The organism is Acidimicrobiales bacterium, from assembly GCA_034521975.1.
GTDB lineage: Bacteria > Actinomycetota > Acidimicrobiia > Acidimicrobiales > SKKL01 > SKKL01.
This window is the reverse complement of record JAXHLR010000005.1, coordinates 173,502-195,088: the sequence shown is the minus strand read 5'-3', so window position 1 is coordinate 195,088 and position 21,587 is coordinate 173,502. Positions and strand designations below refer to the sequence as shown.

Sequence of the window (21,587 nt, the reverse complement as noted above, 5' to 3'; positions counted from 1 at the left end):
GGTTCATCCGCAGGCGGCCTTGACCGTGGGGTAGGGGTTGATGGCGTTGCCGCGGCCACCGGGATGGATCTCGAAGTGCAGGTGGGGGATCCCCGCCGCGTTGCCGCTGTCGCCCACGTAGCCGATGACGGTCCCGGCGCTGACCCGACCCTCGGCGCCGTACTCGCTGAGGTGGGTGCCGTAGTAGTAGTTCCCGTCGTCACCGTCGAGGTGGTACGACAGGCCACCGATCGAGTTCCCCCGGTGGGTCACGGTGCCCGACACCGGAGCGACCGCCGGCGTCCCGATCTCGGCGAGCATGTCGACACCCTTGTGGGTCCGCCCACCCGATCGGGGGGCTCCCCAGCTGTCGGTGAACACCGACGCTCCCCGCACCGGACACAGGAACCCGCTGGTCGACCCGCCGTCGCCGTCGGGTTCGGTGGCGATCTCATCGGCGCTGGACGCCTCGGTCGTGGTCGTCGTGGGCGCCGTCGTGGTCGTGGTGGTCGACGAGCTGGTGGTGGTGGAGGACGAGGGGCTGGAAGCGGTGTCGGGCGGTGCGGTGGTGGTCGTGGTGGTGGCGGTGGTGGTCGGGGCTGCGGTGGTGGTGGTCTCCGCGGCGGCCTCGGCAGCAGCCTGGCGACGCTCGGCCTCGAGACGAGCCGCCTCGGCCTCGGCCTGGCGCTGCAGCTCGGACAACTGGCCCAGCTGCTCGTTCAGCTCCTCGAGCCGGTCGGCGAGGCGCTCACGGGCGGCGGCCTGGTCGTCGAGACGATCGGCCAGCGCGTCGCTGGCGGCTTCGAGGCGCCCGCTGGCGTCCTCGTAGGCGGCCATCGTGGTCTCGGACTCGAGCTGCACCGCGCTCATCATCACGTCGATGCGCTGGTGTTCGTGCAGGTCGTCGCTGTAGGTGAGGGGACCGTTGCCGGCCGACATGTAGCGCTGCACCGCGATCTCGGCAACCTCGTCCTCGAGCGCGGCCAGCTCCGAGCGAACCGCCTCGATCTCTTCGTCGTGGGCGGCGATGTCGGATTCGAGGCGGGCGAGGTCGGTCTCGATGGCCGACAGCTCCTCGGCGGTGGCGGTGGCCTCCTCGCGAGCCGACGCCAGCTCCTCGGCGATCGTCGGCTCGGCTCCGCTGGTGGTCGTGGGAACGAGGACCGCCCCGACCACGACCGCGACGAGGGCGGCGACGAGGCGCCGTGCGGGTCGTGCTGGTCGAGCGGGATGTCGTGTGTACGTTGGCGCCACGCGCCGTACCTCCAAGCGGTCTCCGCCCGCTTCACGATCCTACGGCCTCCCATCGGCCGAAACCAGGCACCGCTGAGGACTTCAGCGTCCCTTGGGGTGCCACACCGTCTTGATCTCGCACGACGCGAGGATGAGGTCGGGTCGCTGAGAGGCGTCGTGTGACCAGTCGGTGTCTGCCGGCCGCGGACGGATCACCCGAGTGACCGAGTCGGCCGCAGCCCGTTCGGCGTCGGTGCGCAGGCCGGAGTCGTCGACCCCGATCAGGTCGAGCACGTCGACGTCGCGGTGTGCCGCGGCGTGGGGCACCAGCTCGGCCCTGCGGCCGGTCAACACGTTCACCACGCCACCGGGGAGGTCGCTGGTGGCGAGCACCTCGCAGAAGGTGAGCGCCGCCAGTGGCGCCGTCTCGCTCAGGATCACGACGGCGCTGTTGCCCGACACGATCGCGGGGGCGAGGCGCGAGACCAGTCCGAGCAGCGGTGGATCGTCGGGGGCGACGACGACCGCCACCCCGGACGGTTCGGGTACGGACAGGTTGAAGTACGGCCCGGCCACCGGGTTCGCGCCGCCGGCCATCTGGGCGATCTTGTCGGCCCACCCGGCGTACCAGACCCACCGATCGATGCTGGCACGGACCTCCGCCGCGGGGTCGACGCCGGTGGCCCCGGCTCCGCGGGCGAGCTCGTCGATGAACTGAGCGCTGCGCCCCTCGAGCATCTCGGCGATGCGATAGAGGATCTGCGCCCGGTTGTAGGCGGTGCGTCCGGCCCAGCCACCCTGGGCGGACCGGGCGGCGGCGACCGCGTCGCGCAGATCCTTGCGCGACCCCAGCGGCGCGTGCGCGAGCGTGGCCCCGTCGTGGCCCTCGACCGCGAAGGTGCGACCGGACTCGGACCGGGGGAACGCTCCCCCGATGTAGAGCTTGTAGGTCTTGCGCACGTCGAGACGATCGGTCACCGCGGCGAGCGTACCGTGCCGAACTCAGGTGGCGACGAGGTCGGTGAGCTCGAGGTAGGGCTCGAGGCCGTGGCGGCCGCCCTCGCGGCCGAACCCGCTCTCGCGGTAGCCGCCGAAGGGGCTGGTGGGATCGAGGCGGTTGAAGGTGTTGGCCCACACCACACCGGCCTTGAGCTGGTCGGCCATCCAGAGGATGCGCGACCCCTTCTCGGTCCAGATCCCTGCCGAGAGCCCGTAGGGCGTGTTGTTGGCCTTGGCGACCGCTTCGTCAGGCGTGCGGAAGGTGAGCACCGACAGCACCGGCCCGAAGATCTCCTCGCGGGCGATGCGGTGCGACAGCGACACGTCGGTGAACAGCGTCGGCCGGTGGAACCAGCCCCGTTCGGGCAAGGGGCAGTCGGGTTGGTAGAGCTGGGCGCCCTCGGCGACACCCGAGGCCACCAGCTCTTCGATCTTGTCGAGCTGGGCGAGCGAGTTGATGGCACCGACATCGGTGTTCTTGTCGAGCGGGTCGCCCACCCGCAGGGTGTCGAGGCGACGCTTGAGCTTGTCGAGCAGCAGGTCGGCCACCGACTCCTGCACCAGCAGGCGTGACCCCGCGCAGCAGACGTGGCCCTGGTTGAAGTAGATCCCGTTGACCACGCCCTCGACCGCCTGGTCGATGGCCGCGTCCTCGAACACGATGTTGGCCGCCTTGCCGCCGAGCTCGAGGGTGAGGCGAACGTCGCGGCCGGCGAGGGACCGCTGGATGTGCTTGCCGACCTCGGTGGAGCCGGTGAAGGCCACCTTGTCGATGCCGGGATGATCGACCAGCGCGGCTCCGGTGGCACCGGCACCGGTGATGATGTTGACCACGCCCGGCGGCATCCCGGCCTCCTGGAGCACCTCGGCCAGCAACAGGGCGGTGAGCGGGGTGGTCTCGGCCGGTTTGAGCACCACGGTGTTGCCGGTGGCCAGGGCGGGGGCCAGCTTCCACGAGGCCATCAGCAGCGGGAAGTTCCAGGGGATGATCTGGGCGGCGACGCCCACCGGCGACGGACGCTGTCCGGGGAACGCGTAGCCCAGCTTGTCGGCCCAGCCGGCGTAGTAGAAGAAGTGGGCGGCGGCGAGGGGCACGTCGACGTCGCGGGACTCCTTGATCGGCTTGCCGCCGTCGATCGACTCGAGCACGGCGAACTCGCGACTGCGCTCCTGGAGCAGCCGGGCGACGCGGTAGAGCACCTTGGCCCGCTCGCGACCCGGCCAGCTCGACCACTGGTCGAACGCCGCGCGCGCGGCGGCGACGGCCCGGTCGACGTCGTCGGCACCGGCCTCGGCGATCTCGGCCAGGGGCTCCTCGGTGGCGGGGTTGACCGTGGTGAAGGTCGCCTCGCTGCGGGGCTCGACCCAGTCTCCCCCGATGAAGAGCGAGTACCGCTCGGCGATCGACACGATGGAGGTCGACTCGGGCGCGGCGGCGTAGTCGAGGTCGAACGGGGTGGGAGTCGTCGGTGAGCTGTCGGCCATGTCCACCCTCAGTCGTTGGTGAAGTCGGTGGGTCGTTGGTAGGCGCCGGTGCGGAGCTTGGCGATCTGCATGAGCACGTCGTTCAACAAGCTGGACGCACCCAGACGGAAGCGCTCGGGTGTGAGCCAGTCGGCGCCGAGGGTCTCTTGGACCAACACCAGGTACTGCCAGGACTGCTTCGCGGTACGGATCCCGCCGGCGAGCTTGAGACCGACGGCGCGACCGGTCTGGTCGGCGAAGTCGCGGATGGCCTCGGCCATACACAGCGCGGTCGGTGGCGTGGCGTTGGTTCCGATCTTGCCGGTGGAGGTCTTGATGAAGTCGGCCCCGGCCACCATGGCGAGCATGCTGGCCCGCCGCACCTGGTCGTAGGAGCCCAGCTCGCCGGTCTCGAGGATCACCTTGAGGTGGGCCGATCCGCAGGCTTCCTTCGACGCCGCGATCTGGTCGAAGGCCTGCTGATAGCGCCCGGACAGGAACGCCGAGCGGTTCAACACGATGTCGATCTCGTCGGCCCCGGACTCGACGGCGGATCGGATCTCGGCGAGACGCACCTCGAGCGGGCCGAGCCCGGCGGGGAAGCTGCCGGCCACGCTGGCGACCCGGACCCCGGTGCCGTGCACCGCTCTGGCCGCTACCGGCACCAGCTCGGGGTAGACGCACACCGCTGCCACCGGTGGGATGCCGGCCATGGTGGGGTCGGGACGAGCGGCCTTGGCGCACAGCGCCGCCACCTTGCCCGGCGTGTCGGTGCCCTCGAGGGTGGTCAGGTCGATGCAACGGATGGCCAGGTCGAGGGCGGCCAGCTTGGAGCTGGTCTTGATCGAGCGGGCGCCCAACCCCGCCGCCCGCTCCTCGAGGCCCACGGCGTCGACCGGCGCGACTGTCACCGTGGAGCCGTCGGGCAGCGGCGGCAGCCACGACGCGTGCGACGCCGAGGGCACCGGTGCCGGATCGGGATCGGAGATGAGCGCCATGGCCCGACGCTACCGCCAGGTGGCGACACGCGTCCCGACGGTGCGAGATGATGCCGGGGTGCACATCAACGTGGTCGACCATCCCCTCGCCACCGAGCGCCTGGCCAGCCTCCGTGACGAATCCACCCCATCGGCCGGCTTCCGGCGGTCCTTGCACGAGTTGTCGGGGTTCGTGATCTACGAGGCCACCCGGTCGCTGGCGACCGAGCAGTACGAGCTGCGCACGCCACTGGCAGCCACCACCGGGCGGAGGGTGACCCCGCAACCCCTGCTGGTCCCGGTGTTGCGAGCGGGGCTTGGCATGCTCGTCGCCGCCCAGGAGATGCTGCCCGACGCCCCTGTCGGCTTCATCGGCGTGCGTCGCAACGAGACCACCCTGCTCCCCGATGCCTACCTGTCCACCGTGCCGCCGGATCTCGACGGCGCGCCGGTGCTCGTGCTCGACCCCATGCTCGCGACCGGCGGCTCGCTGGTCTACACCTGCGAACAGATCGCCGAGCACAACGCCGGGCGACTCATCGTGGCCTGCGTGCTGGCCGCGCCCGAGGGGCTCGACCACTTCGCCGCCGCGGGGTTCGACGCCGAGGTGCACACCGCCTCGGTCGATGAGCGGCTGAACGAGGTGGGCTTCATCGTGCCCGGCCTCGGCGACGCCGGCGACCGCCAGTTCGGAGCCCAGTAGCCGAGAATTGCCTGGTCGGAGGGATTCTTGGAAAAGTTGATCGGTTTAGTCAGTTATCGCTAGCCTGACGGAGTGCCCGAGTCGACCACCGCCCGCGTCAGATCCTCGACCCGACCGTTGAGCGACGGCGACCTCGCCGAGCTGAACCAGCGCTTCGAGACCGCCGACGCGTCCGAGATCGTGTCCTGGGCCGCCGACACCTTCGGCGGCGACCTCTGCGTGGCGTCCTCCATGGAGGACGCCCTGCTCATCGACGTGGTCACCCGGGTCGCTCCCGGCGTCGACGTCGTGTTCGTCGACACCGGCTTCCACTTCCCCGAAACCCTGGCGACCGCCGACCGTGTCGGCCGCCGGTACCCCATCGAGCTGCGGATCGTGAGCGAAGACGACGACCGCATCCCCGACCTCTGGAGGACCGACACCGACGCCTGCTGCGCCAAGCACAAGGTCGCCCCCTTCGAGCGGGCCCTCGGCCAGTACTCGGCCTGGATGAGCGGCCTGCGTCGCGTCGACTCGCCCGAGCGGGCCGACGCCCCCATCGTCACCCGCGACTCGCGGGGACTGGTCAGCATCCGGCCCCTCGCCAACTGGGACGACCACGCCGTCGACTCCTACGTCGCCGCCAACGACGTGGTGCTCAACCCGCTGCTGTTCGACGGCTACCCGTCCATCGGCTGCGCCCCGTGCACCCAGCGGGTCGCGCCCGGCGACGACCCCCGATCGGGTCGCTGGGCCGGCTCGTCCAAGACCGAATGTGGGCTCAACCTGTAATGGTCGCCCCGTTCCATCGTCAGGAGAGTCGATGACCTTGCTCGACAACGACCGGATCGCCGCCGGGCGCCTGGCCCACCTCGACGCCCTCGAATCCCATGCCATGTTCGTCATGCGCGAGGTGGCGGCCGAGCGCGAGCGGCCCGTCATCCTGTTCTCGGGCGGCAAGGACTCGGTCGTGCTCCTGCACCTCGCGGCGAAGGCGTTCGCACCGGGGCGGGTCCCGTTCACGGTCATGCACGTCGACACCGGCCACAACTTCGACGAGGTGATCGAGTTTCGCGATCGACGGGTTGCCGAGCTCGGCGTCGACCTCGTCGTCGCCTCGGTCCAGGACTCGATCGACCAGGGCCGCGTCGCCGACCCCGGTCCGGGCGGATCCCGGAACCGCCTGCAGTCGGTCACCCTGCTCGACGCCATCGCCGAGCACCGCTTCGACGCCTGCTTCGGCGGTGCCCGACGCGACGAGGACAAGGCCCGGGCCAAGGAGCGCATCTACTCGGTGCGCGACGAGTTCGGACAGTGGGAGCCCCGCAACCAGCGACCAGAGCTGTGGCAGCTCTACAACGGCCGTGTGCGTCCCGGCGAGCACCTGCGGGTGTTCCCCATCAGCGACTGGACCGAGCTCGACGTGTGGGAGTACATCGCCCGCGAGCAGCTCGAGCTGCCCTCGATCTACTTCGCCCACGAGCGCGAGGTGGTCGAGCGAGACGGCATGCTGCTGGCGGTCAACCAGTGGGTCGTCCCCGGGCCGGGCGAGACCCCCTTGGTCGAGAAGGTGCGCTACCGCACGGTGGGCGACGCCTCGTGCACCGGAGCGGTGCGTTCGCACTCCACCAGCGTGCCCGAGGTCATCGACGAGATCTGCGCCTCGGTGCTGACCGAACGCGGGGCCACCAGGGCCGACGACAAGTTCTCCGAGGCCGCCATGGAGGACCGCAAGCGCGAGGGGTACTTCTAGCCGTGGCCTCCGAGTCCGTGCCCGACCACCAGGACCACTCCCCCGGCACCGATCATGCCCTCGCACTGGCCGACACCGACCTGTTGCGCTTCGCCACCATCGGCTCGGTCGACGACGGCAAGTCCACCCTCATCGGTCGCCTCCTCCACGATGCCAAGACGCTCCTGCAGGACCAGATCGAGGCGGTGGCCACCACCAGCGCCCGGCGCGGACACGAAGGTCTCGACCTGTCGCTGGTGACCGACGGGCTGCGTGCCGAGCGCGAGCAGGGCATCACCATCGACGTGGCCTACCGCTACTTCGCCACGCCGACCCGCACCTTCATCGTCGGCGACAACCCCGGACACGCCCAGTACACCCGCAACATGGCCACCGGCGCATCCACCGCCGAGGTGGCCGTGGTGCTGGTCGACGCCCGCCACGGACTCACCACCCAGACCCGTCGCCACGTGACCGTCGCCGCGCTGTTGGGCATCCGCCAGTTCGCCCTCTGCGTGAACAAGATGGATCTCGTCGACTGGTCCGAGGAGCGCTTCGACTCGGTCGTCGCCGACTTCCTCGCCGTCACCGACCGGCTCGGGGTCGAGGCCGTCATCCCCATCCCCATGTCGGCGCTGCACGGCGACAACGTCGTCGACCGCTCGACCCGCACCCCGTGGTTCAGCGGGCCGGCACTGCTCGAGTACCTCGAGACCGTCAGCCCCGCTCCGGTGGGCGACGCGACCGGCGCCCGCATCCCCGTGCAACTGGTGCTGCGCGAGCCCGGCGACGGGCGCCCCACCCGGCTCTACGCCGGCATGGTGCACGGTGGGCCGCTGTGTCCCGGTGACCCGGTGGTGGTCCTCCCCTCCGGTCAGACGAGCACCGTGGAACGCATCGTCGTCGGCGACGACGAGCTGGTCGTCGCCCTGCCCGGCCGGTCGGTTGCGATCACCCTCGCCGACGACATCGACGTCGCTCGTGGCGATGTGGTCGCCAACTCCGCCAGCGCCCCTGCGGTGGCCCGCGAGATCGAGGCCACGGTCTGCTGGTTCAACGAGGACCCGCTCGGCGCCGGTGCCCGCCTCGTGGTCAAGCAGGGCACGCGGGTCGAACGGACCGTCGTCCGCGAGGTGGTGAGCCATCTCGACATCGAACGGCTCGACCACTCAGAGGACCTCGACGAGCTCGCCTTCAACGACATCGGCATCGTACGGTTCGCGACCGCGGGCCCGTTGGTCGTCGACCGCTACGACGACGACCGCACGCTCGGCGCCTTCGTGATCATCGACGAGAAGAGCGACCGCACCATCGGTGCGGGCATGATCCGCGCCTGGTCCTGATCACCGCCGGCTCCCCATCCACCTGTGCGGTCAGGGGGCCGATGCCACCGCGGGCGCGGTTCCTCCAGGTCCGGTCGCGATGAGGCTCGGCCACGGTGAGGGTGAGGGCCTACGATGCGAGTGCACTCGATGGACGTACGAACGCACTCGCATCGCTTCTCAGGGGGAGCTCATGGAACTGGCAGGCAAGGTCGCGATCGTCACCGGAGGTGGCAACGGGATCGGCGAGGCGATGTGTCGGGCCTTCGCCGCCGAGGGCGCCAAGGGTGTCGTGGTGGCCGATCTCGCCGGAGACGACGCGCAGCGGGTCGCCACCGATCTCACCTCGGACGGCGCGGACGCCTTCGCGGTGCAGATCGATGCGGGCGACGAGGCAGACGTGGCCGCCCTGGTCGCCACCACCGAGGAGCGCTACGGACCCGTCGATCTCTTCGCCGCCAATGCCGGGATCATGGTCATCGGCGGCGTCGACGTACCCGACGAGCACTGGGAACGGATCTGGAACGTGAACGTGAAGAGCCACATCTACGCGGCGCGCGCGGTCCTGCCGTCGATGCTCGAGCGCGGTGAGGGGTACCTGCTCCACACGGCGTCGGCCGCGGGCCTGCTCACCCAGCTGGGTTCGGCGCCCTACTCGGTCACCAAGCACGCCGTGGTGGCGCTGGCCGAATGGCTGTCGATCAGCCACGGCGACGCCGGGATCACGGTGTCGTGCCTCTGCCCGCAGGCGGTCGCCACCAACATGACCGGCGGTCGCCGGCGTCCTGTCGGCGAGGCCCCCACCAAGGGCTCCGCCGGAGCCGACGGAGTGCTCGAAGCCGAGGAGGTCGCCACCGCCGTCGTCGAAGGGCTGGCCCGCGAGGAGTTCCTCATCCTTCCCCACCCCGAGGTCGCGAGCTACGAGCAGCGTCGGGCGACCGACCGCGAGCGGTGGCTGCGCGGGATGCGACGCTCGAACGCGGCGATGATGGCCGCCTGGGCGGCCATGGCCGAACAAGCCGACGACGCGAGCTGACCTCGCCGGGGGCGCCGCTCACACGCACTGGACCGACGGGTCGGGGGCGACCCCGATCGGATCCGGTGACCGCGGTTCGTCCTGGCCGTCGTCGGGCCCAGCCGGATCGGCGACGGTCGAGGCGGTCTCCCCGGCTGGCGGCGGATCGAGGGGGCGGGCGTTGCGTCCGATGGTGGTGAAGTCCTCGCCGACCTCGAGGACCACCACGCCGTCGGCGAGCTCGCGGTCGACCGCCAGCTCGGCCCCGGCGGTGAGGTGCCGTTCGACCAGGTCGGCGTCGAGGACGGCGTCGGGAGCATGGCGGATCCGGGTCCGGCGGCGCGGACCCCCGTCGGTGTTGCCCGTCTCCTCCACGCCGAACCCCACCTGCTCGAGTGCGTCGGCCACCAGCGCCGCGTGACCGTCGATGCCGGTGCCGTTCAGGACCGTGACCCGCTCGACCTGCGCCGGCGCCAAGGCATCGGGCGGCAGCCCACGGAAGACGTTGAGCGCCGGTTGGGCCTCGGCGTCGAGGACCCGCTCGACCAGCGCCCCGCCGGTGGTGGTGAACGACTCGGTGGGGATCGTGTGGGTGCGCATCGCGTCGCTGTCGAAGTCGACAAAGTGCCGCATCAGTCTCCGCAGCTCGCTCAACCCCAGGCCACGATCGAGGGTGACGCTGTCGATCCCCACGTCGAGGAGGCGGTTCATGGTCGCCGCGTCGCCGATGCCGAGCCGCGCCACCTGGTCGACCGAACGGCGGAGGAACACCTGCTGACGGCTGATGCGGCCGAGATCGCCGGTTGGGTCGGTGCGCCATCTGCCGTCGTCGTCCTGGTACTGGAGGTGCCGGGCACGGGTGAACGCCAGCGCGCTCTCGGCGTCGAGCACGTGGCAGCCGGCGTCGGGAACACGCAAGCCGGCGTTGTCGTCGCGCACCGGGGTGTCGAACCACATCGGCACGCCGCCGACCGCCGACACCAGCTCGACGAAGCCCACGAAGTCGATCTCGACGTAGTGGTGGATGGGGAAGTCGAAGTTGGACTCGATGGTGTCGATCAGCCGTTGGGGGCCTGTGCCGTAGGCGGTGTTGATGCGTTGGCTGCGCCCGGTCCCATGGATCGGAAGCCACAGGTCGCGGGGGATGGACAGCACGTCGATCGATCCTGCTTCGGGATCGATCCTGACCACGATGATGGTGTCGGACCGCTGACCCGAGCCCTCGGCCCCGTCGCCCACGAACGCGCCCTCGGCGAGGGTGGTGGGCGAATCGTCGCCGGTCAGGCTGTCGCGGCTGTCGGAGCCGACGATCAGCAGGTTCCTGGCAGCCCCCGGCTCCGGCGCCTCGCTCAGCTCGACATCGAGGTAGGCGATCTGATCGAGCTTGTAGGAGAGATAGCCGCCGACCGCCGCCGCGCCACCGGCCATCGCGGTGGCCAGCACCAGCACCGACAACAGGATCCGCTGGGGCCAGCTCCGGCGGCCACGATGCGAGCGACGACCACGTCGCCTGTTCGCGCTCCCGCGCCCGCTCCGTCGGTGCCCACCGCCGGGGTCGCGGACCAGTGCCGGATCGGGTTCGGGGAGCTGGTCGATGAGGTCGCGTGCGTGGACCCCGGTCGGGGCTGACGGCTCGGGCTCGGGCCGCTCGGGGACCGGAAAGGGGCGACGCGAGCGGGACCGGTCCGATGGCGGGGGGTCCATCGACATGGCTCGTTCAGCGTAGTGGGTCGCAACACGACCGTAATGTCAGCGGCGGGCACCAGCGGGGGGTCGACGCAGCGTCCGGTTGCCCGGCGGCAGTGGCGTTCAGCTGGCGGCGGCGGCCTTGGTACCGATGCCGACCTTGGCCTCGGGGGCGGCCCAGTCGGGCCAGCGCTCGCGGCTCTTGGTCGCCAGCTTGTTCATCAGCGAGATGGCCCCCGGGTCGCTGTCGCCGGGGCGGGCCTCGATGGCCCCGGCCGAGATCATGCGACTGATGACCTCGCGGCCGAGCTCGGTGCGCACGATGGTGAGTGTCCAGTCGTTGTTCTCCCCGATACCTCCGGTGGAGATGTCGGCGTGCTCGGCCGCGAAGTCGGGGCAGTGGGTGCACCCTTCGCGGGTCCAGGCGTGGCACTCCTTGAGCGGCACCTCGTGATAGGAACCGTCGCGCATCCAGATCTGGAACACACCCTTGATGTTCATCTTGACCATCTCGGACTTCGACAGTCCGTACTTGGCCCAGAACAACTCCTCGAAGATCGAGTCATCGAAGGTCTTCGAGCACAGCAGCCCGATGTTGAAGATGAACGGCTTCCCGGTCTTGCCGACCTTGCGGCTCCACATCACCGGCGGCACCGACGACTGGCAGCTCATCCCCACCAGTGCCAGCTTGTCGATCCCGCGCTCCTTGGCCTGCTTCATCGCCAGGGTGTTCGCCGAGTAGGTGTAGCGGCTGCCAGCGCTCTCGAGGATCTCGTCCTTGGAGGTGGCCAAGCCCGGGACGGCCTTCCAGGTGTTGGCGGTGTCCTCGCCCCGTTCGACGAACGAGGTGAGGGCGCCGTCGATGTAGCCCTCGTCGAGGGCCCAGATCAAGATCGCCGAGACGAGGCCGCCATCTTGTCCCATCTGATGGACCATGTCGTCGGAGGCCCGGGTGAGCAAGATGTCCTGGTAGATGCCCGCAGGCTCGTCGGCCTCGCGGACCCGTGCAAAGAGGTGCTCGTCGGCCTGGGGCTCCCAGGCCCGGAACCGGGGGCAGGCCCTGGTGCAGGACGTACAGCCCTTCTGGCCGTGGACGCAATCGGTGGGGCCGAGCTCGTCCTCGAGGTGGAAGGGCTTGTAGTGGCCGGCTTCGTGGTTGTAGCCGATGACCTCGTGGGGGCAGGCGATCACGCACCCCGCGCAACCGGTGCACAGCCCGGAGGTGACGACCTCCTCGTAGAGCTCCTTCCACTGGTGCGTCCAGCGTTCGCGCTTGGGCTTGGTCCCGGTCGCGGTGTCGCTCATGGACCGAACCCTAGCCGCAGGGTCCGCCGAGTCCGAACCCGCCACCACCCGCAAGGAGCCTGCCGGATCCGGGTCAGGACCGGCTCGCGCTCACCTCGCGGATGCAGTCGAGGATGATCTGCGACACGTCGTCGGGGATGTCGGACTCGCCCTGCTGGAGCCGATCCTCGACGCTGCGGAACCGTTCGAACGGCAGCTCCTCGACGGCGGTCTCGTAGGTGCACTCGCACACCTCGACCAAGTCGGGGTCGCTGCCCTCCTCGACGCACCCGGCCATGAACGCCTCGCGCGTGGAGTCGTCGTAGTCGTCGGGCCCGCTGTCGCCACAGGCTGCGAGCATCATGATCAGCCCGAACAGGCTGACGGTGAGAGTACGGAGCTGGACCACAGCCCGAACCGTAGCCTCACGCAGGGGGCTCGACGGGCGCGAGGCCGGCGAGCGCTCGTGCCCGGGCGAAGACATCGTCGAGCATCGCCTCGGTGAGGCGCCCGGTGAAGGTGTTCTGCTGGCTCACGTGATAGGAGCACAGGACCCAGCGCCGCTCGTCGACCGACACCTCGAGCCCGTGGGCGAAGCGGGGACGAGGGCGGACCCCGAGCAGGTTGGCGACCGCCTGGTAGCCGAACGAACCCAGTGCGACGAAGACCCGCGCCGAACCCAACAAGGCGAGCTCTCGTTCGATGAAGGGGCGGCAGGTGTCGCGCTCGATGGGGGTCGGCTTGTTGGCCGGAGGAGCGCACCGCACCGGTGCGGTGATCCAGGCGCCGGTCAGTTCCATGCCGTCGCCGCGGTGGAGGCTCTGTGGCTGGTTCGCGAATCCCGCCCGCCACAGGGCGCGATACAGCCACTCGCCGGACCGGTCCCCGGTGAACATCCGTCCGGTGCGGTTCGCACCGTGGGCGGCGGGGGCGAGCCCCACGATCACCACCGAGGCGTCGGGGTCTCCGAACCCCGGGACCGGACGGCCCCAGTACGACTCATCGGCAAAGGCGGCCCGCTTCTCGGTGGCCACACGTTCGCGCCACTCGACCAGGCGCGGGCAGGCCCGACAGGCCACGATCTCCTCCTCGAGCCGGGCGAGGAGCTCCCGCCGGTCGCCGGGGCTGGCAGGTTGGGCCGAATCCACGACCCGCAGGGTAGGTTGAGTCCACCACCTGTTCCCCATCCCGGAGCCGTATGCCCCGCCGCCGAACACCACCACCCGCACTCGTGCTGCTGGTGCGTCACGGCCAGACCCCATCCACCGGCACCGTGCTCCCCGGACGCACGCCCGGCCTCCACCTCTCCGACCAGGGCAGATCCCAGGCCGAAGCAGTGGCGCGACGCATCACCGCGATGAAGAAGGTGGCTGCGGTCTACGCCTCGCCGCTCGAGCGAACCCGCGAGACGGCGGCACCCATCGCCAGGGAGCTCGGGATGCGCGTCCGCCGCGACAAGGGGCTTCTCGAGTGCGATTTCGGCGACTGGACCGGCCGCGACCTGAAGGACCTGGCCAAGCTTCCCGAGTGGAAGACGGTGCAGCAGGCACCGAGCCGGTTCCGGTTCCCCGGCGGCGAGTCCTTCGCCGAGATGCAGCTTCGGGTCACCACCACCGTCCAGCGCCTCGCCGGCCTCCATCGGGGCGAGACCGTCGTGGTGGTGTCGCACGCCGATCCCATCAAGGCCGTGGTCAACGAGGCCACCGGAGCCCATCTCGATGCGTTCCAACGGCTGGTGGTGTCCCCCTGCTCGGTGACCGCGCTGCTTGTCGGCGACCGATCCACGACCGTGCTCACCGTCAACAACCTCGGCGATGACCTGACCACGATGCGACCGTCTTGACCATGTCCCGCTCGTTTCATCTCACCGATCCCACCCACTTCACCGCCGGCACCGTCGGCACACCCGGCCGGCGCACGTTCTTCCTGCAGGCCGACGACGGTGGCGAGGTGGTGACCTTCAAGGTCGAGAAGCAGCAGGTGGCGGCTCTGGCCGAGTACCTGGCCGGAGTGCTGGCGGATCTGCCGGCGGTTCCCGAACCGGTCCCAGCCGCCCCCGAGCTCATCGAGCCGGCCGAGTCCGAGTGGACCGTCGGCAGCATCGGCATCGCGGTCGACGAGGACGCCGACCGGATCATCCTCGTCGTCCACGAGCTCGACACCGACTCCGACGATGACGAACAAGAGGGATCCGACGAGGTCGCCGAGCTCCTGGCCGAGCTCACCGGCCTCGATGTCGAGGACGACGAGGACGACGACGTCGACGACCTCGACGACGTGTTCGACGAGGACTCCGACGGCGCCATCGCCCGGCTCCGGCTCACCCGAGCCCAGGTTGCCGCCTTCGTGGTTCGCGCCGGCGAACTGATGTCGGCGGGTCGGCCGCTCTGCCCGTTCTGTGGGCTGCCGTCGGATCCCGAGGGCCACTTCTGCCCGAGGGCCAACTGAGGTGGCCGACCAACGGTGACCGAACAGCCCGATGCCCTGCTCACCGAGGGCGACATCGAGGTCGTCGGCCGCATGCCCTGGTCGTCGAACGCGACCATGCTGGTCACCCTCACCGACGGCGAGCACGAGGCCAGGGCGGTCTACAAGCCAGGGCGGGGTGAACGGCCGCTGCACGACTTCCCGTCGGGCATCTTCGTGCGGGAGATCGCCGCCTACGAGCTGTCCCGGTGGCTGGGCTGGGACCTCGTGCCGGCAACGGTGCTGCGACGCGACGCCCCGCTCGGCCCCGGCTCACTGCAACGCTTCGTCGAGGCCGACTTCGAGGCGCACTACTTCACCCTCTACGAGGACGAGGACCACCACGACCAGTTGCGCCGCATGTGCCTGTTCGACCTGTTGTGCAACAACACCGACCGCAAGGGCGGCCACTGCTTGCTCGATGCCAGCAGCCACATCTGGGCCATCGACAACGGCCTGTCGTTCCACCACCAGTTCAAGCTGCGCACGGTCATCTGGGACTTCGCCGGCGAGGCGATCCCCGAGGATCTGCTCACCGACGTCGCCCGCCTGCACGAGGACGGCCCACCTCCGGCGCTGGTCCCCCTCCTCGACGCCCTCGAGCTCGACGCGCTGACGGCCCGGGCGGGAGCGATCCTCGCCGAACCCTGCTTCCCGGTCGACACGACCGGCTACCGCTATCCCTGGCCGCCGATCTGAGCATCCGGGCCCGGACACGACGGTGGGCGGCCCCGAAGGGCCGCCCGGTCTGCGGAGGGAGGGTCGGCGACCTATGGTGCCTCCATGCCACTGCACGGAGAGTACGAACCGAGCCCGGTCGGATGGGTCCGCGACCAGGTCGCCGAGTACGAGGCCTCGGGGGGCGAGCGAGCCAACACGCTCCGCGACACCGGTCTGGCGGTGATCATCCTCACCACCAGGGGCAACAAGTCCGGCAAGCTCCGAAAGTCGCCCCTGATGCGGGTCGAGCACGATGGCGAGTACGCCCTCGTGGCGTCGATGGGCGGCCGCCCCACCAACCCCGTCTGGTACCACAACCTCGTCGCCGACCCGACGGCGGCAATGATCCAGGACGGGCCCGAGCCCTTCGACGTCACGGTTCGTGAGGTGACCGGTGACGAGAAGGCCACGTGGTGGGAGCGAGCGGTCGCCGCCTTCGCGCCCTACGCGGAGTACCAGGCGAAGACCGACCGGATCATCCCCGTGCTGGTCGCGACGCCGCGGGGCTGACGGCGACCTGCCCGCCGCCGGCGGTCAACCCATGTCGTCGTCGGACATCTCGTCGTCGGACATCTCGTCGTCCATGTCCTCGTCCATCGGCTCATCGGCGTCGTCGGACATCTCGTCGTCCATGTCCTCGTCCATCGGCTCATCGGCGTCGTCGGACATCTCGTCGTCCATGTCCTCGTCCATCGGCTCATCCATGTCGTCCTCGGACATCTCGTCGTCGGACATCTCATCGTCCATCGGCTCGTCGGTGTCGGTCTCCTGACCGGTGGTGGCCGGTTCGCCGTCGTCGTCGCCGCAGGCGGCGACCACGAACGTCAACGCCAGCAGACAGGCCAGCAGTGCAGTGAACTTGCGCATGGTGTGATACCTCGTGTGGTTGTCGTCGAAGCTGCCATCGAGATCAGGCCCGAACCCGGACCTGGACCTCGTGGTAGCCGGTTGCACCGTCGGGGCGGGGTGGCCGCTCCTCGGGGGTCTGGGTGTCGCCGGAGGCGTCGGTGGCGCGGACGCGGACGGTGTGGGCGCCGGGCGTGGCGTCCCAGCGATGCACCCACTGGCGCCAGGTGTTCCCCGAGTCGGCGTCGCTCAGCTCGGCTGGGCGCCACCGACCGTCGTCGACCTGCACCTCGACCGCGGCGATGCCCTCGATCGGGGCCCACGCCACGCCGGCCACCGCCGTCGGGCCGGGATCGACCTCTGCTCCCGAGCGGGGCACGTCGATCCGCGACTGGGTCTTGATGGGTGCCTCCTTGGACCATCCGCGGGGGATCCAGTAGGCGTCGAAGTCCTCGAAGCGAGTCAGCTCGATCTCGCTCAGCCACTTGGTGGCCGAGACGTAGCCGTACAGGCCGGCGACGATGAGCCGGGCCGGATAGCCGTGAGCGGCCGGTAGCGGCTCGCCGTTCATGCCCACCGCCACCATGGCGACCCGACCATCGAGCGCGATCTCGGTGGGAAACCCGACGGTGAACCCGTCGGTGGATCGACCAACGACCTGGGTGCCCTCCGGATCGACCCCGGCTCGTTCGAGCAGCGCGCCGAGGGGCACGCCGAGCCAGCGGGCGTTGCCCACCAGGTCTCCGCCAACCTCGTTCGACACGCAGGCGATGGTGACCGTCTCCTCGACCAGGTCCATGTCGAGGATCTCCTCCAGCGTCAGCTCGTAGGGTCGGTCGACCAGTCCGTGCACCTGCAGCCGCCAGGTGTCGGCGGCCACCTGCGGGATCCCGAGTGCAGTGTCGATCCGGTAGAACGCGTCGTTCGGGGTCAGGTACGGGCTGATGCCCTCCACCTGCGTCAGGGTTCCGGTGGGGGCGGTCGTCGGCGTTGAGCGGACCGGTTCCGGGAGCTCCAGTGCCGATCGCTCGGCCTCGATCGAACCCCGGCCCCTGAGCACTCGACCCGCGACGCCGGTGACCGAGGCCGCGCCGAGCATTCCGGCCACCACCAGGAACTGACGTCGAGCAGGCGCCGTCATCGTGGGGTCGTCACCCGGACCCCACCGAGATGTCTCGCTCGTCGCGGCGGGTGAGGTCCTGTGCGCGGCCGCCAGCACACCGATCCCGGTAGCGACGGCGACGGTCGCCGATCCCAGCGCCCACCCCACGCCCGAGGATGGATCGGTGGCGAGGGAGCCGAACCCGATCACGCCGAAGCCGACGAATCCCAGCGTGGCGATCCAGAAGCGGTGGCGGGCGACGAGGCCGAGGATCGCGCCGAGCGTCAGACTGGCGACCACAACGCCGACTACCAGGGCGACCTTGTCGTTCTGTCCGAACAGCGCGACGGCGAGGTCCTTGAGCGACGCCGCGAACCGGTCGACGAACTCGTTGGCCACCGCGGCGACGAGCCCCACCCGCTGCCCGGCGATCGCAGTGGGCAGCTCGCCGACCGCCAGGGCACAGGCGGCCGCCGCGAAGCCGGCGAGGGCGGACAGCGGCCCCGAGGGGGCGGTGGGTGTCGACCGGGATGGCACGGTGTCGAACCTACGGACGAGCGAACGACCTGTCAGCGGATCGAGCCGCTTGTTTCGCGAACCGTTAGGACCCGGTCGGGTGTCCCATCGAGATGGTGAACTCACAGCCTCCGGCTCGGTTCCGCACCGAGATCTCGCCCGCGCGAGCCTCGACCAGGCCCTTGGCGATGGCCAGGCCGAGGCCTCCCCCGCCGGTTCCACGGGTGCGGCTCGTGTCGCCCCGGTACGCCGCCTCGAACACTCGATCGAGCTCGTCATCGGGGATGCCGCCGCACTCGTCGGCCACCACCAACACCGCTCGACCGCGAGCGTCGACGACCGAGACGGTCACGGTGCCGCCGGCTCCGGTGTGGCGAATGGCGTTGTCGAGCACGTTGTCGAGGGCGCGACGCAGATCGGCCGCCACGACCAGCTCGGATCCGAACCCGTCGAGTTCGGCCACCAGCACCACCCCGGCGGCTTCGGCCCGAACGCGGGCAGCGTCGACCACCTCGGGCACCAGCTCGTGCACCGGGACGAACGGGACGTCGACCGCGATCGCCCCCGCTTCGATCCGTGCCAGCTCGAACAGGTCGTCGACGAGCTGGGCGAGCCGCTCGGTCTCCTGACGGATTCCGCGGTGGTAGTCAGCGACGTCGACGGGGTCGACGACGACACCGTCCTCGAGCGCTTCGGACATGGCGCGGATGGCGCCGATCGGGCTGCGCAGATCGTGTGACACCCACGCCACCAGCTCGCGCCGGGACGACTCGAGTCGTCGCGTCCGGGCTCTGGCGTCCAGCAGCTCGCGGTGGGCCTCGGCGACCGCCCGGGACAGCGCCTGCAGCTCGCCGGTGACGAGGTCGTCTCGTGGACCCACGGGTGTGTCGCTGTCGAGCAGGGAGACCTGGTCGCTGACCGCGGCGGCGCTGGCCCGGAACGCTGCGCCCAGGAGCCAGGCCGCGGCGGCAGCGACCGCGGCCGACAGCAACAGCACCACCGCGAGCACCCCGAGATCGTGGGCGGAGAGGAACATCGCCCACGCGGCCACGCCGACGCCCGCGGCGGTTGCGGCGATGGAGGCGAGGGCGACGCCGAACACCTGGGTGGCGAGGCCGCGGCGGCGGAGCGCACGGAGCAACATGGTGCTCGCCGCAGCCACCAGCGCCGAGCCGCCCGCGGCCATGCCCACCAGGACCAGCACCTCGCTCGCGGTGGCCCCGACCATCAACGCGACGGTCACCGCGCCCACCAGTCCCACCGCCACGATGGCCGACGCCACCGCCGCCGGGGCGCGCCCGTAGTCGCGACGGGTCGTGGTCGCCGCCGTCACGGATCGAACCGGTAGCCGACGCCCCGCACCGTGACCAGGTGGCGGGGCGAGCGCGGTCGAGATTCGATCTTCTCCCTCAGGCGCTGCACGTGGACCGTGACCGTCGCGGTGTCACCGATGTCGTAGCCCCACACCGCGGTCAGCAGCTCCGGGCGGCTGAAGGCGCGTCCCGGGTTGGCCATGAAGTGGGTCAACAGGTCGAGCTCCTTGGCGGTGAGGGCGATGGCCTCACCCTCCCGGCGCGCCTCGTGGGCCACCATGTCGACCTCGATCCCCCCACCCTCGAGCACCGACGAGCCGTGGGCGGTCAGCGAGCCCTGCGCCCGGCGGAGCACCGCCCGCACCCTGGCGATCAGCTCGCGGGGCGAGAACGGTTTGGCCAGGTAGTCGTCGGCGCCGAGCTCGAGGCCGGCCACGCGATCCTCCTCCTCGCCCCGGGCGGTCAGCATCACCACCGGGATGGGTGCGACCTGACGCAGCCGCCGACACACCTCCAAGCCGTTGAGCCCGGGAAGCATCAGGTCGAGCACGACCAGATCGGGGAGCGCATCGAGCGCGTGGGCCAGCCCGTCACGCCCATCGTGTTCGACGGTGACCCGGTAGCCCTCGTGTTCGAGATAGCGGCGCACCACGTCGGCGAGGTGGCGGTCGTCCTCCACCACGAGCACCCGTCCGGGCCCGGTCACGGGCGGCTCTGCCGGGCGAACCGGCTCTGGCCGTGGTTCCACACTCCGACGCTAGATCACCGCCGCCGGTCCGGCCCCGACAGCAGACGATGTTTACCGCGTCGTTAGCGTCGCTCAGCTCGTCGCGTCGGCGAACACGAAGCGGTTGACGTCGATGAACTCGGCCTCGCTCTCGGGAACCTGATCGCCAGGGAAGATCGCATCGACGGGGCACTCCGGCATGCACGCATCACAGGAGGTGCACTCGTCGGGATTGATGTAGAGCATCGAATCGCCATGCAGGAACTGCATCTCGGGGTGCGCCTCGTGGGTGTTGGCCACGTCGCCGTCGGCTTCGAAGCGCGACACGAGCATCCCGTCCTGGATCTCGTAGATGCACTGCACCGGACACACGTCGACACACGACTTGTCCTTGGTCTCCAGGCACGGGGATGTGATCACGTAGGGCTCGGCCATCGTCGACCTCCAAGGCGTCGCGTGGCTCACCCCTACCCACCAGGTCCACACCCGAAAACAGCTGATGACCCCGGCCGGAACCGGGGTCATCGGGCACAACTCGCAGCGGCGGTGTGCTCAGCGGTTCTGCAACGCCTCGATCAGCTTGGGCAGGACCTTGTGCACGTCGCCGACGATGCCGAGGTCGGCGATGCCGTGGATCGGTGCCTCGGGATCCTTGTTGATGGCGATGATGTTCTTGGATCCCTTCATGCCCACCATGTGCTGGGTGGCTCCGGAGATGCCGGCAGCGATGTAGACGCTGGGCTTCACGACCTTGCCGGTCTGGCCGACCTGGTAGCTGAACGGCACCCAGCCGGCGTCGACGATGGCCCGGGACGCACCGGGAGCCGCCTTGAGCAGCTTGGCCAGATCCTCGATCATCTGGAACTTCTCGGCGTCGCCCAGGCCCCGACCACCCGAGACCACGATCGCCGCCTCGTCGAGCTTGGGACCCGAGGCCTCCTCGACGTAGCGGTTGGTGATGCGGGCGGTGCCGGTGGCGCCGGTGTCGGGCACCGACAGCTCGGAGACGGACGCCGCGCCCCCACCGGAGGGCTCGGCGACGAAGGACTTGGGCCGCACCAACAGGATCTTGAGACCGTCGTTGGTGGCCTTGGTCTTGACGTTGGTGGTGCCGCCGAAGATCGGCTCGGTGCCCACCAGGGCGTCACCGTCGAGCTCGAGGTCGACGACGTTGGTGACCACCGGTACGTCGAGCTTCGCCGAGAGGCGACCGGCGACGTCACGACCGTCGTAGTTGGTGCCGATCAGCAGGGCGTCGGGGCCGTTGCCGGCCTCGACCGCGGCGGCGATGGCCGAGGACACGGGAACCCCCGGCAGCGAACCACCGAGATCGCCGGTGGTGTGCACCGCGGTGGCGCCGTGTTCGCCCAGCTCGCCGGCGATGGCATCGGCGTCAGCGCCGCCGTAGACGGCCTCGACGGTGTCGGCCAGCTCGCGAGCCTTGGCCAGCAGCTCGAGGGTGATGGTCGAGACCTTCCCCTCGTCAGCCTGCGCGTAGACCCAGATCTTGGACAATGTCATCTC

The 21,587-nt window shown here is 70.1% G+C and carries 23 protein-coding genes; 9 read left to right on the top strand and 14 right to left on the bottom strand.

Annotated elements, in window-relative coordinates:
- Positions 1-3: 3 nt before the first annotated feature.
- The 4 genes from U5K29_07735 to deoC form a co-directional block, all read right to left on the bottom strand.
- Positions 4-1,233, bottom strand: coding sequence for a peptidoglycan DD-metalloendopeptidase family protein (locus U5K29_07735; protein MDZ7678429.1), 1,230 nt, complete (start codon positions 1,231-1,233; stop codon positions 4-6).
- Between the two features lie 81 nt (positions 1,234-1,314).
- Entirely contained in the window at positions 1,315-2,190 is an 876-nt protein-coding gene (locus tag U5K29_07730) for an aldehyde dehydrogenase family protein (protein MDZ7678428.1), read from the bottom strand.
- A gap of 24 nt (positions 2,191-2,214) precedes the next feature.
- Positions 2,215-3,696 (bottom strand): aldehyde dehydrogenase family protein, encoded by a 1,482-nt coding sequence (locus U5K29_07725; protein ID MDZ7678427.1) that lies wholly within the window; start codon positions 3,694-3,696, stop codon positions 2,215-2,217.
- 8 nt (positions 3,697-3,704) lie between these two features.
- Positions 3,705-4,673, bottom strand: a complete 969-nt coding sequence (gene deoC / locus U5K29_07720) for a deoxyribose-phosphate aldolase (GenBank protein ID MDZ7678426.1) — start codon at positions 4,671-4,673, stop codon at positions 3,705-3,707.
- On the opposite strand from deoC, the gene upp reads away from it, so the two are divergent.
- The 5 genes from upp (at position 4,663) to U5K29_07695 (ending at position 9,424) form a co-directional block, all read left to right on the top strand.
- Positions 4,663-5,355 carry a uracil phosphoribosyltransferase gene (gene upp / locus U5K29_07715; protein ID MDZ7678425.1) on the top strand — a complete coding sequence of 231 codons (693 nt, stop codon included), beginning with the start codon at positions 4,663-4,665 and terminating at the stop codon, positions 5,353-5,355. The genes deoC and upp overlap by 11 nt on opposite strands.
- Before the next feature lie 72 nt (positions 5,356-5,427).
- Positions 5,428-6,126, top strand: coding sequence for a phosphoadenylyl-sulfate reductase (locus tag U5K29_07710; protein MDZ7678424.1), 699 nt, complete (start codon positions 5,428-5,430; stop codon positions 6,124-6,126).
- A gap of 31 nt (positions 6,127-6,157) precedes the next feature.
- The gene (gene cysD / locus U5K29_07705; protein MDZ7678423.1) at positions 6,158-7,087 is read left to right on the top strand and encodes a sulfate adenylyltransferase subunit CysD; all 930 of its coding nucleotides are present in this window, start codon (positions 6,158-6,160) and stop codon (positions 7,085-7,087) included.
- Between the two features lie 2 nt (positions 7,088-7,089).
- Entirely contained in the window at positions 7,090-8,409 is a 1,320-nt protein-coding gene (locus U5K29_07700) for a GTP-binding protein (protein ID MDZ7678422.1), read from the top strand.
- Between the two features lie 172 nt (positions 8,410-8,581).
- Positions 8,582-9,424, top strand: coding sequence for an SDR family oxidoreductase (locus tag U5K29_07695; GenBank protein ID MDZ7678421.1), 843 nt, complete (start codon positions 8,582-8,584; stop codon positions 9,422-9,424).
- A gap of 18 nt (positions 9,425-9,442) precedes the next feature.
- Here the strand turns inward: U5K29_07695 and U5K29_07690 are convergent, their stop codons facing one another.
- From U5K29_07690 to U5K29_07675, 4 genes are all read right to left on the bottom strand, one after another.
- A complete protein-coding gene (locus U5K29_07690) occupies positions 9,443-11,113 on the bottom strand; it encodes an LCP family protein (GenBank protein ID MDZ7678420.1) in 1,671 nt (556 codons plus the stop codon).
- A gap of 99 nt (positions 11,114-11,212) precedes the next feature.
- Positions 11,213-12,394, bottom strand: coding sequence for a Coenzyme F420 hydrogenase/dehydrogenase, beta subunit C-terminal domain (locus U5K29_07685; GenBank protein MDZ7678419.1), 1,182 nt, complete (start codon positions 12,392-12,394; stop codon positions 11,213-11,215).
- 73 nt (positions 12,395-12,467) lie between these two features.
- Positions 12,468-12,782 carry a hypothetical protein gene (locus tag U5K29_07680; GenBank protein ID MDZ7678418.1) on the bottom strand — a complete coding sequence of 105 codons (315 nt, stop codon included), beginning with the start codon at positions 12,780-12,782 and terminating at the stop codon, positions 12,468-12,470.
- A 16-nt stretch (positions 12,783-12,798) separates the two neighbouring features.
- Complete coding sequence (locus tag U5K29_07675) at positions 12,799-13,521, bottom strand: uracil-DNA glycosylase (protein ID MDZ7678417.1); 723 nt, start codon at positions 13,519-13,521, stop codon at positions 12,799-12,801.
- 50 nt (positions 13,522-13,571) lie between these two features.
- On the opposite strand from U5K29_07675, the gene U5K29_07670 reads away from it, so the two are divergent.
- The 4 genes from U5K29_07670 (at position 13,572) to U5K29_07655 (ending at position 16,069) form a co-directional block, all read left to right on the top strand.
- Positions 13,572-14,216, top strand: coding sequence for an MSMEG_4193 family putative phosphomutase (locus tag U5K29_07670; protein MDZ7678416.1), 645 nt, complete (start codon positions 13,572-13,574; stop codon positions 14,214-14,216).
- 2 nt (positions 14,217-14,218) lie between these two features.
- Positions 14,219-14,821, top strand: coding sequence for a DUF3090 family protein (locus U5K29_07665; GenBank protein MDZ7678415.1), 603 nt, complete (start codon positions 14,219-14,221; stop codon positions 14,819-14,821).
- 15 nt (positions 14,822-14,836) lie between these two features.
- Entirely contained in the window at positions 14,837-15,538 is a 702-nt protein-coding gene (locus U5K29_07660; GenBank protein MDZ7678414.1) for an SCO1664 family protein, read from the top strand.
- Positions 15,539-15,622: 84 nt separating this feature from the next.
- Positions 15,623-16,069, top strand: coding sequence for a nitroreductase family deazaflavin-dependent oxidoreductase (locus tag U5K29_07655; GenBank protein ID MDZ7678413.1), 447 nt, complete (start codon positions 15,623-15,625; stop codon positions 16,067-16,069).
- Positions 16,070-16,093: 24 nt separating this feature from the next.
- On the opposite strand, the gene U5K29_07650 is transcribed toward U5K29_07655, so the two are convergent.
- From U5K29_07650 to U5K29_07625, 6 genes are all read right to left on the bottom strand, one after another.
- Positions 16,094-16,426: a hypothetical protein gene (locus U5K29_07650; GenBank protein MDZ7678412.1), complete on the bottom strand. Its 333-nt coding sequence runs from the start codon at positions 16,424-16,426 to the stop codon at positions 16,094-16,096.
- A 43-nt stretch (positions 16,427-16,469) separates the two neighbouring features.
- Positions 16,470-18,044: a molybdopterin-dependent oxidoreductase gene (locus tag U5K29_07645; GenBank protein MDZ7678411.1), complete on the bottom strand. Its 1,575-nt coding sequence runs from the start codon at positions 18,042-18,044 to the stop codon at positions 16,470-16,472.
- A gap of 64 nt (positions 18,045-18,108) precedes the next feature.
- Positions 18,109-19,356, bottom strand: a complete 1,248-nt coding sequence (locus U5K29_07640) for a HAMP domain-containing sensor histidine kinase (GenBank protein MDZ7678410.1) — start codon at positions 19,354-19,356, stop codon at positions 18,109-18,111.
- A complete protein-coding gene (locus U5K29_07635; protein MDZ7678409.1) occupies positions 19,353-20,084 on the bottom strand; it encodes a response regulator transcription factor in 732 nt (243 codons plus the stop codon). The genes U5K29_07640 and U5K29_07635 overlap by 4 nt, the downstream gene beginning before the upstream one ends.
- 72 nt (positions 20,085-20,156) lie before the next feature.
- Complete coding sequence (locus tag U5K29_07630) at positions 20,157-20,498, bottom strand: ferredoxin family protein (protein ID MDZ7678408.1); 342 nt, start codon at positions 20,496-20,498, stop codon at positions 20,157-20,159.
- Between the two features lie 117 nt (positions 20,499-20,615).
- The gene (locus U5K29_07625) at positions 20,616-21,584 is read right to left on the bottom strand and encodes an electron transfer flavoprotein subunit alpha/FixB family protein (protein MDZ7678407.1); all 969 of its coding nucleotides are present in this window, start codon (positions 21,582-21,584) and stop codon (positions 20,616-20,618) included.
- Positions 21,585-21,587: the final 3 nt, after the last annotated feature.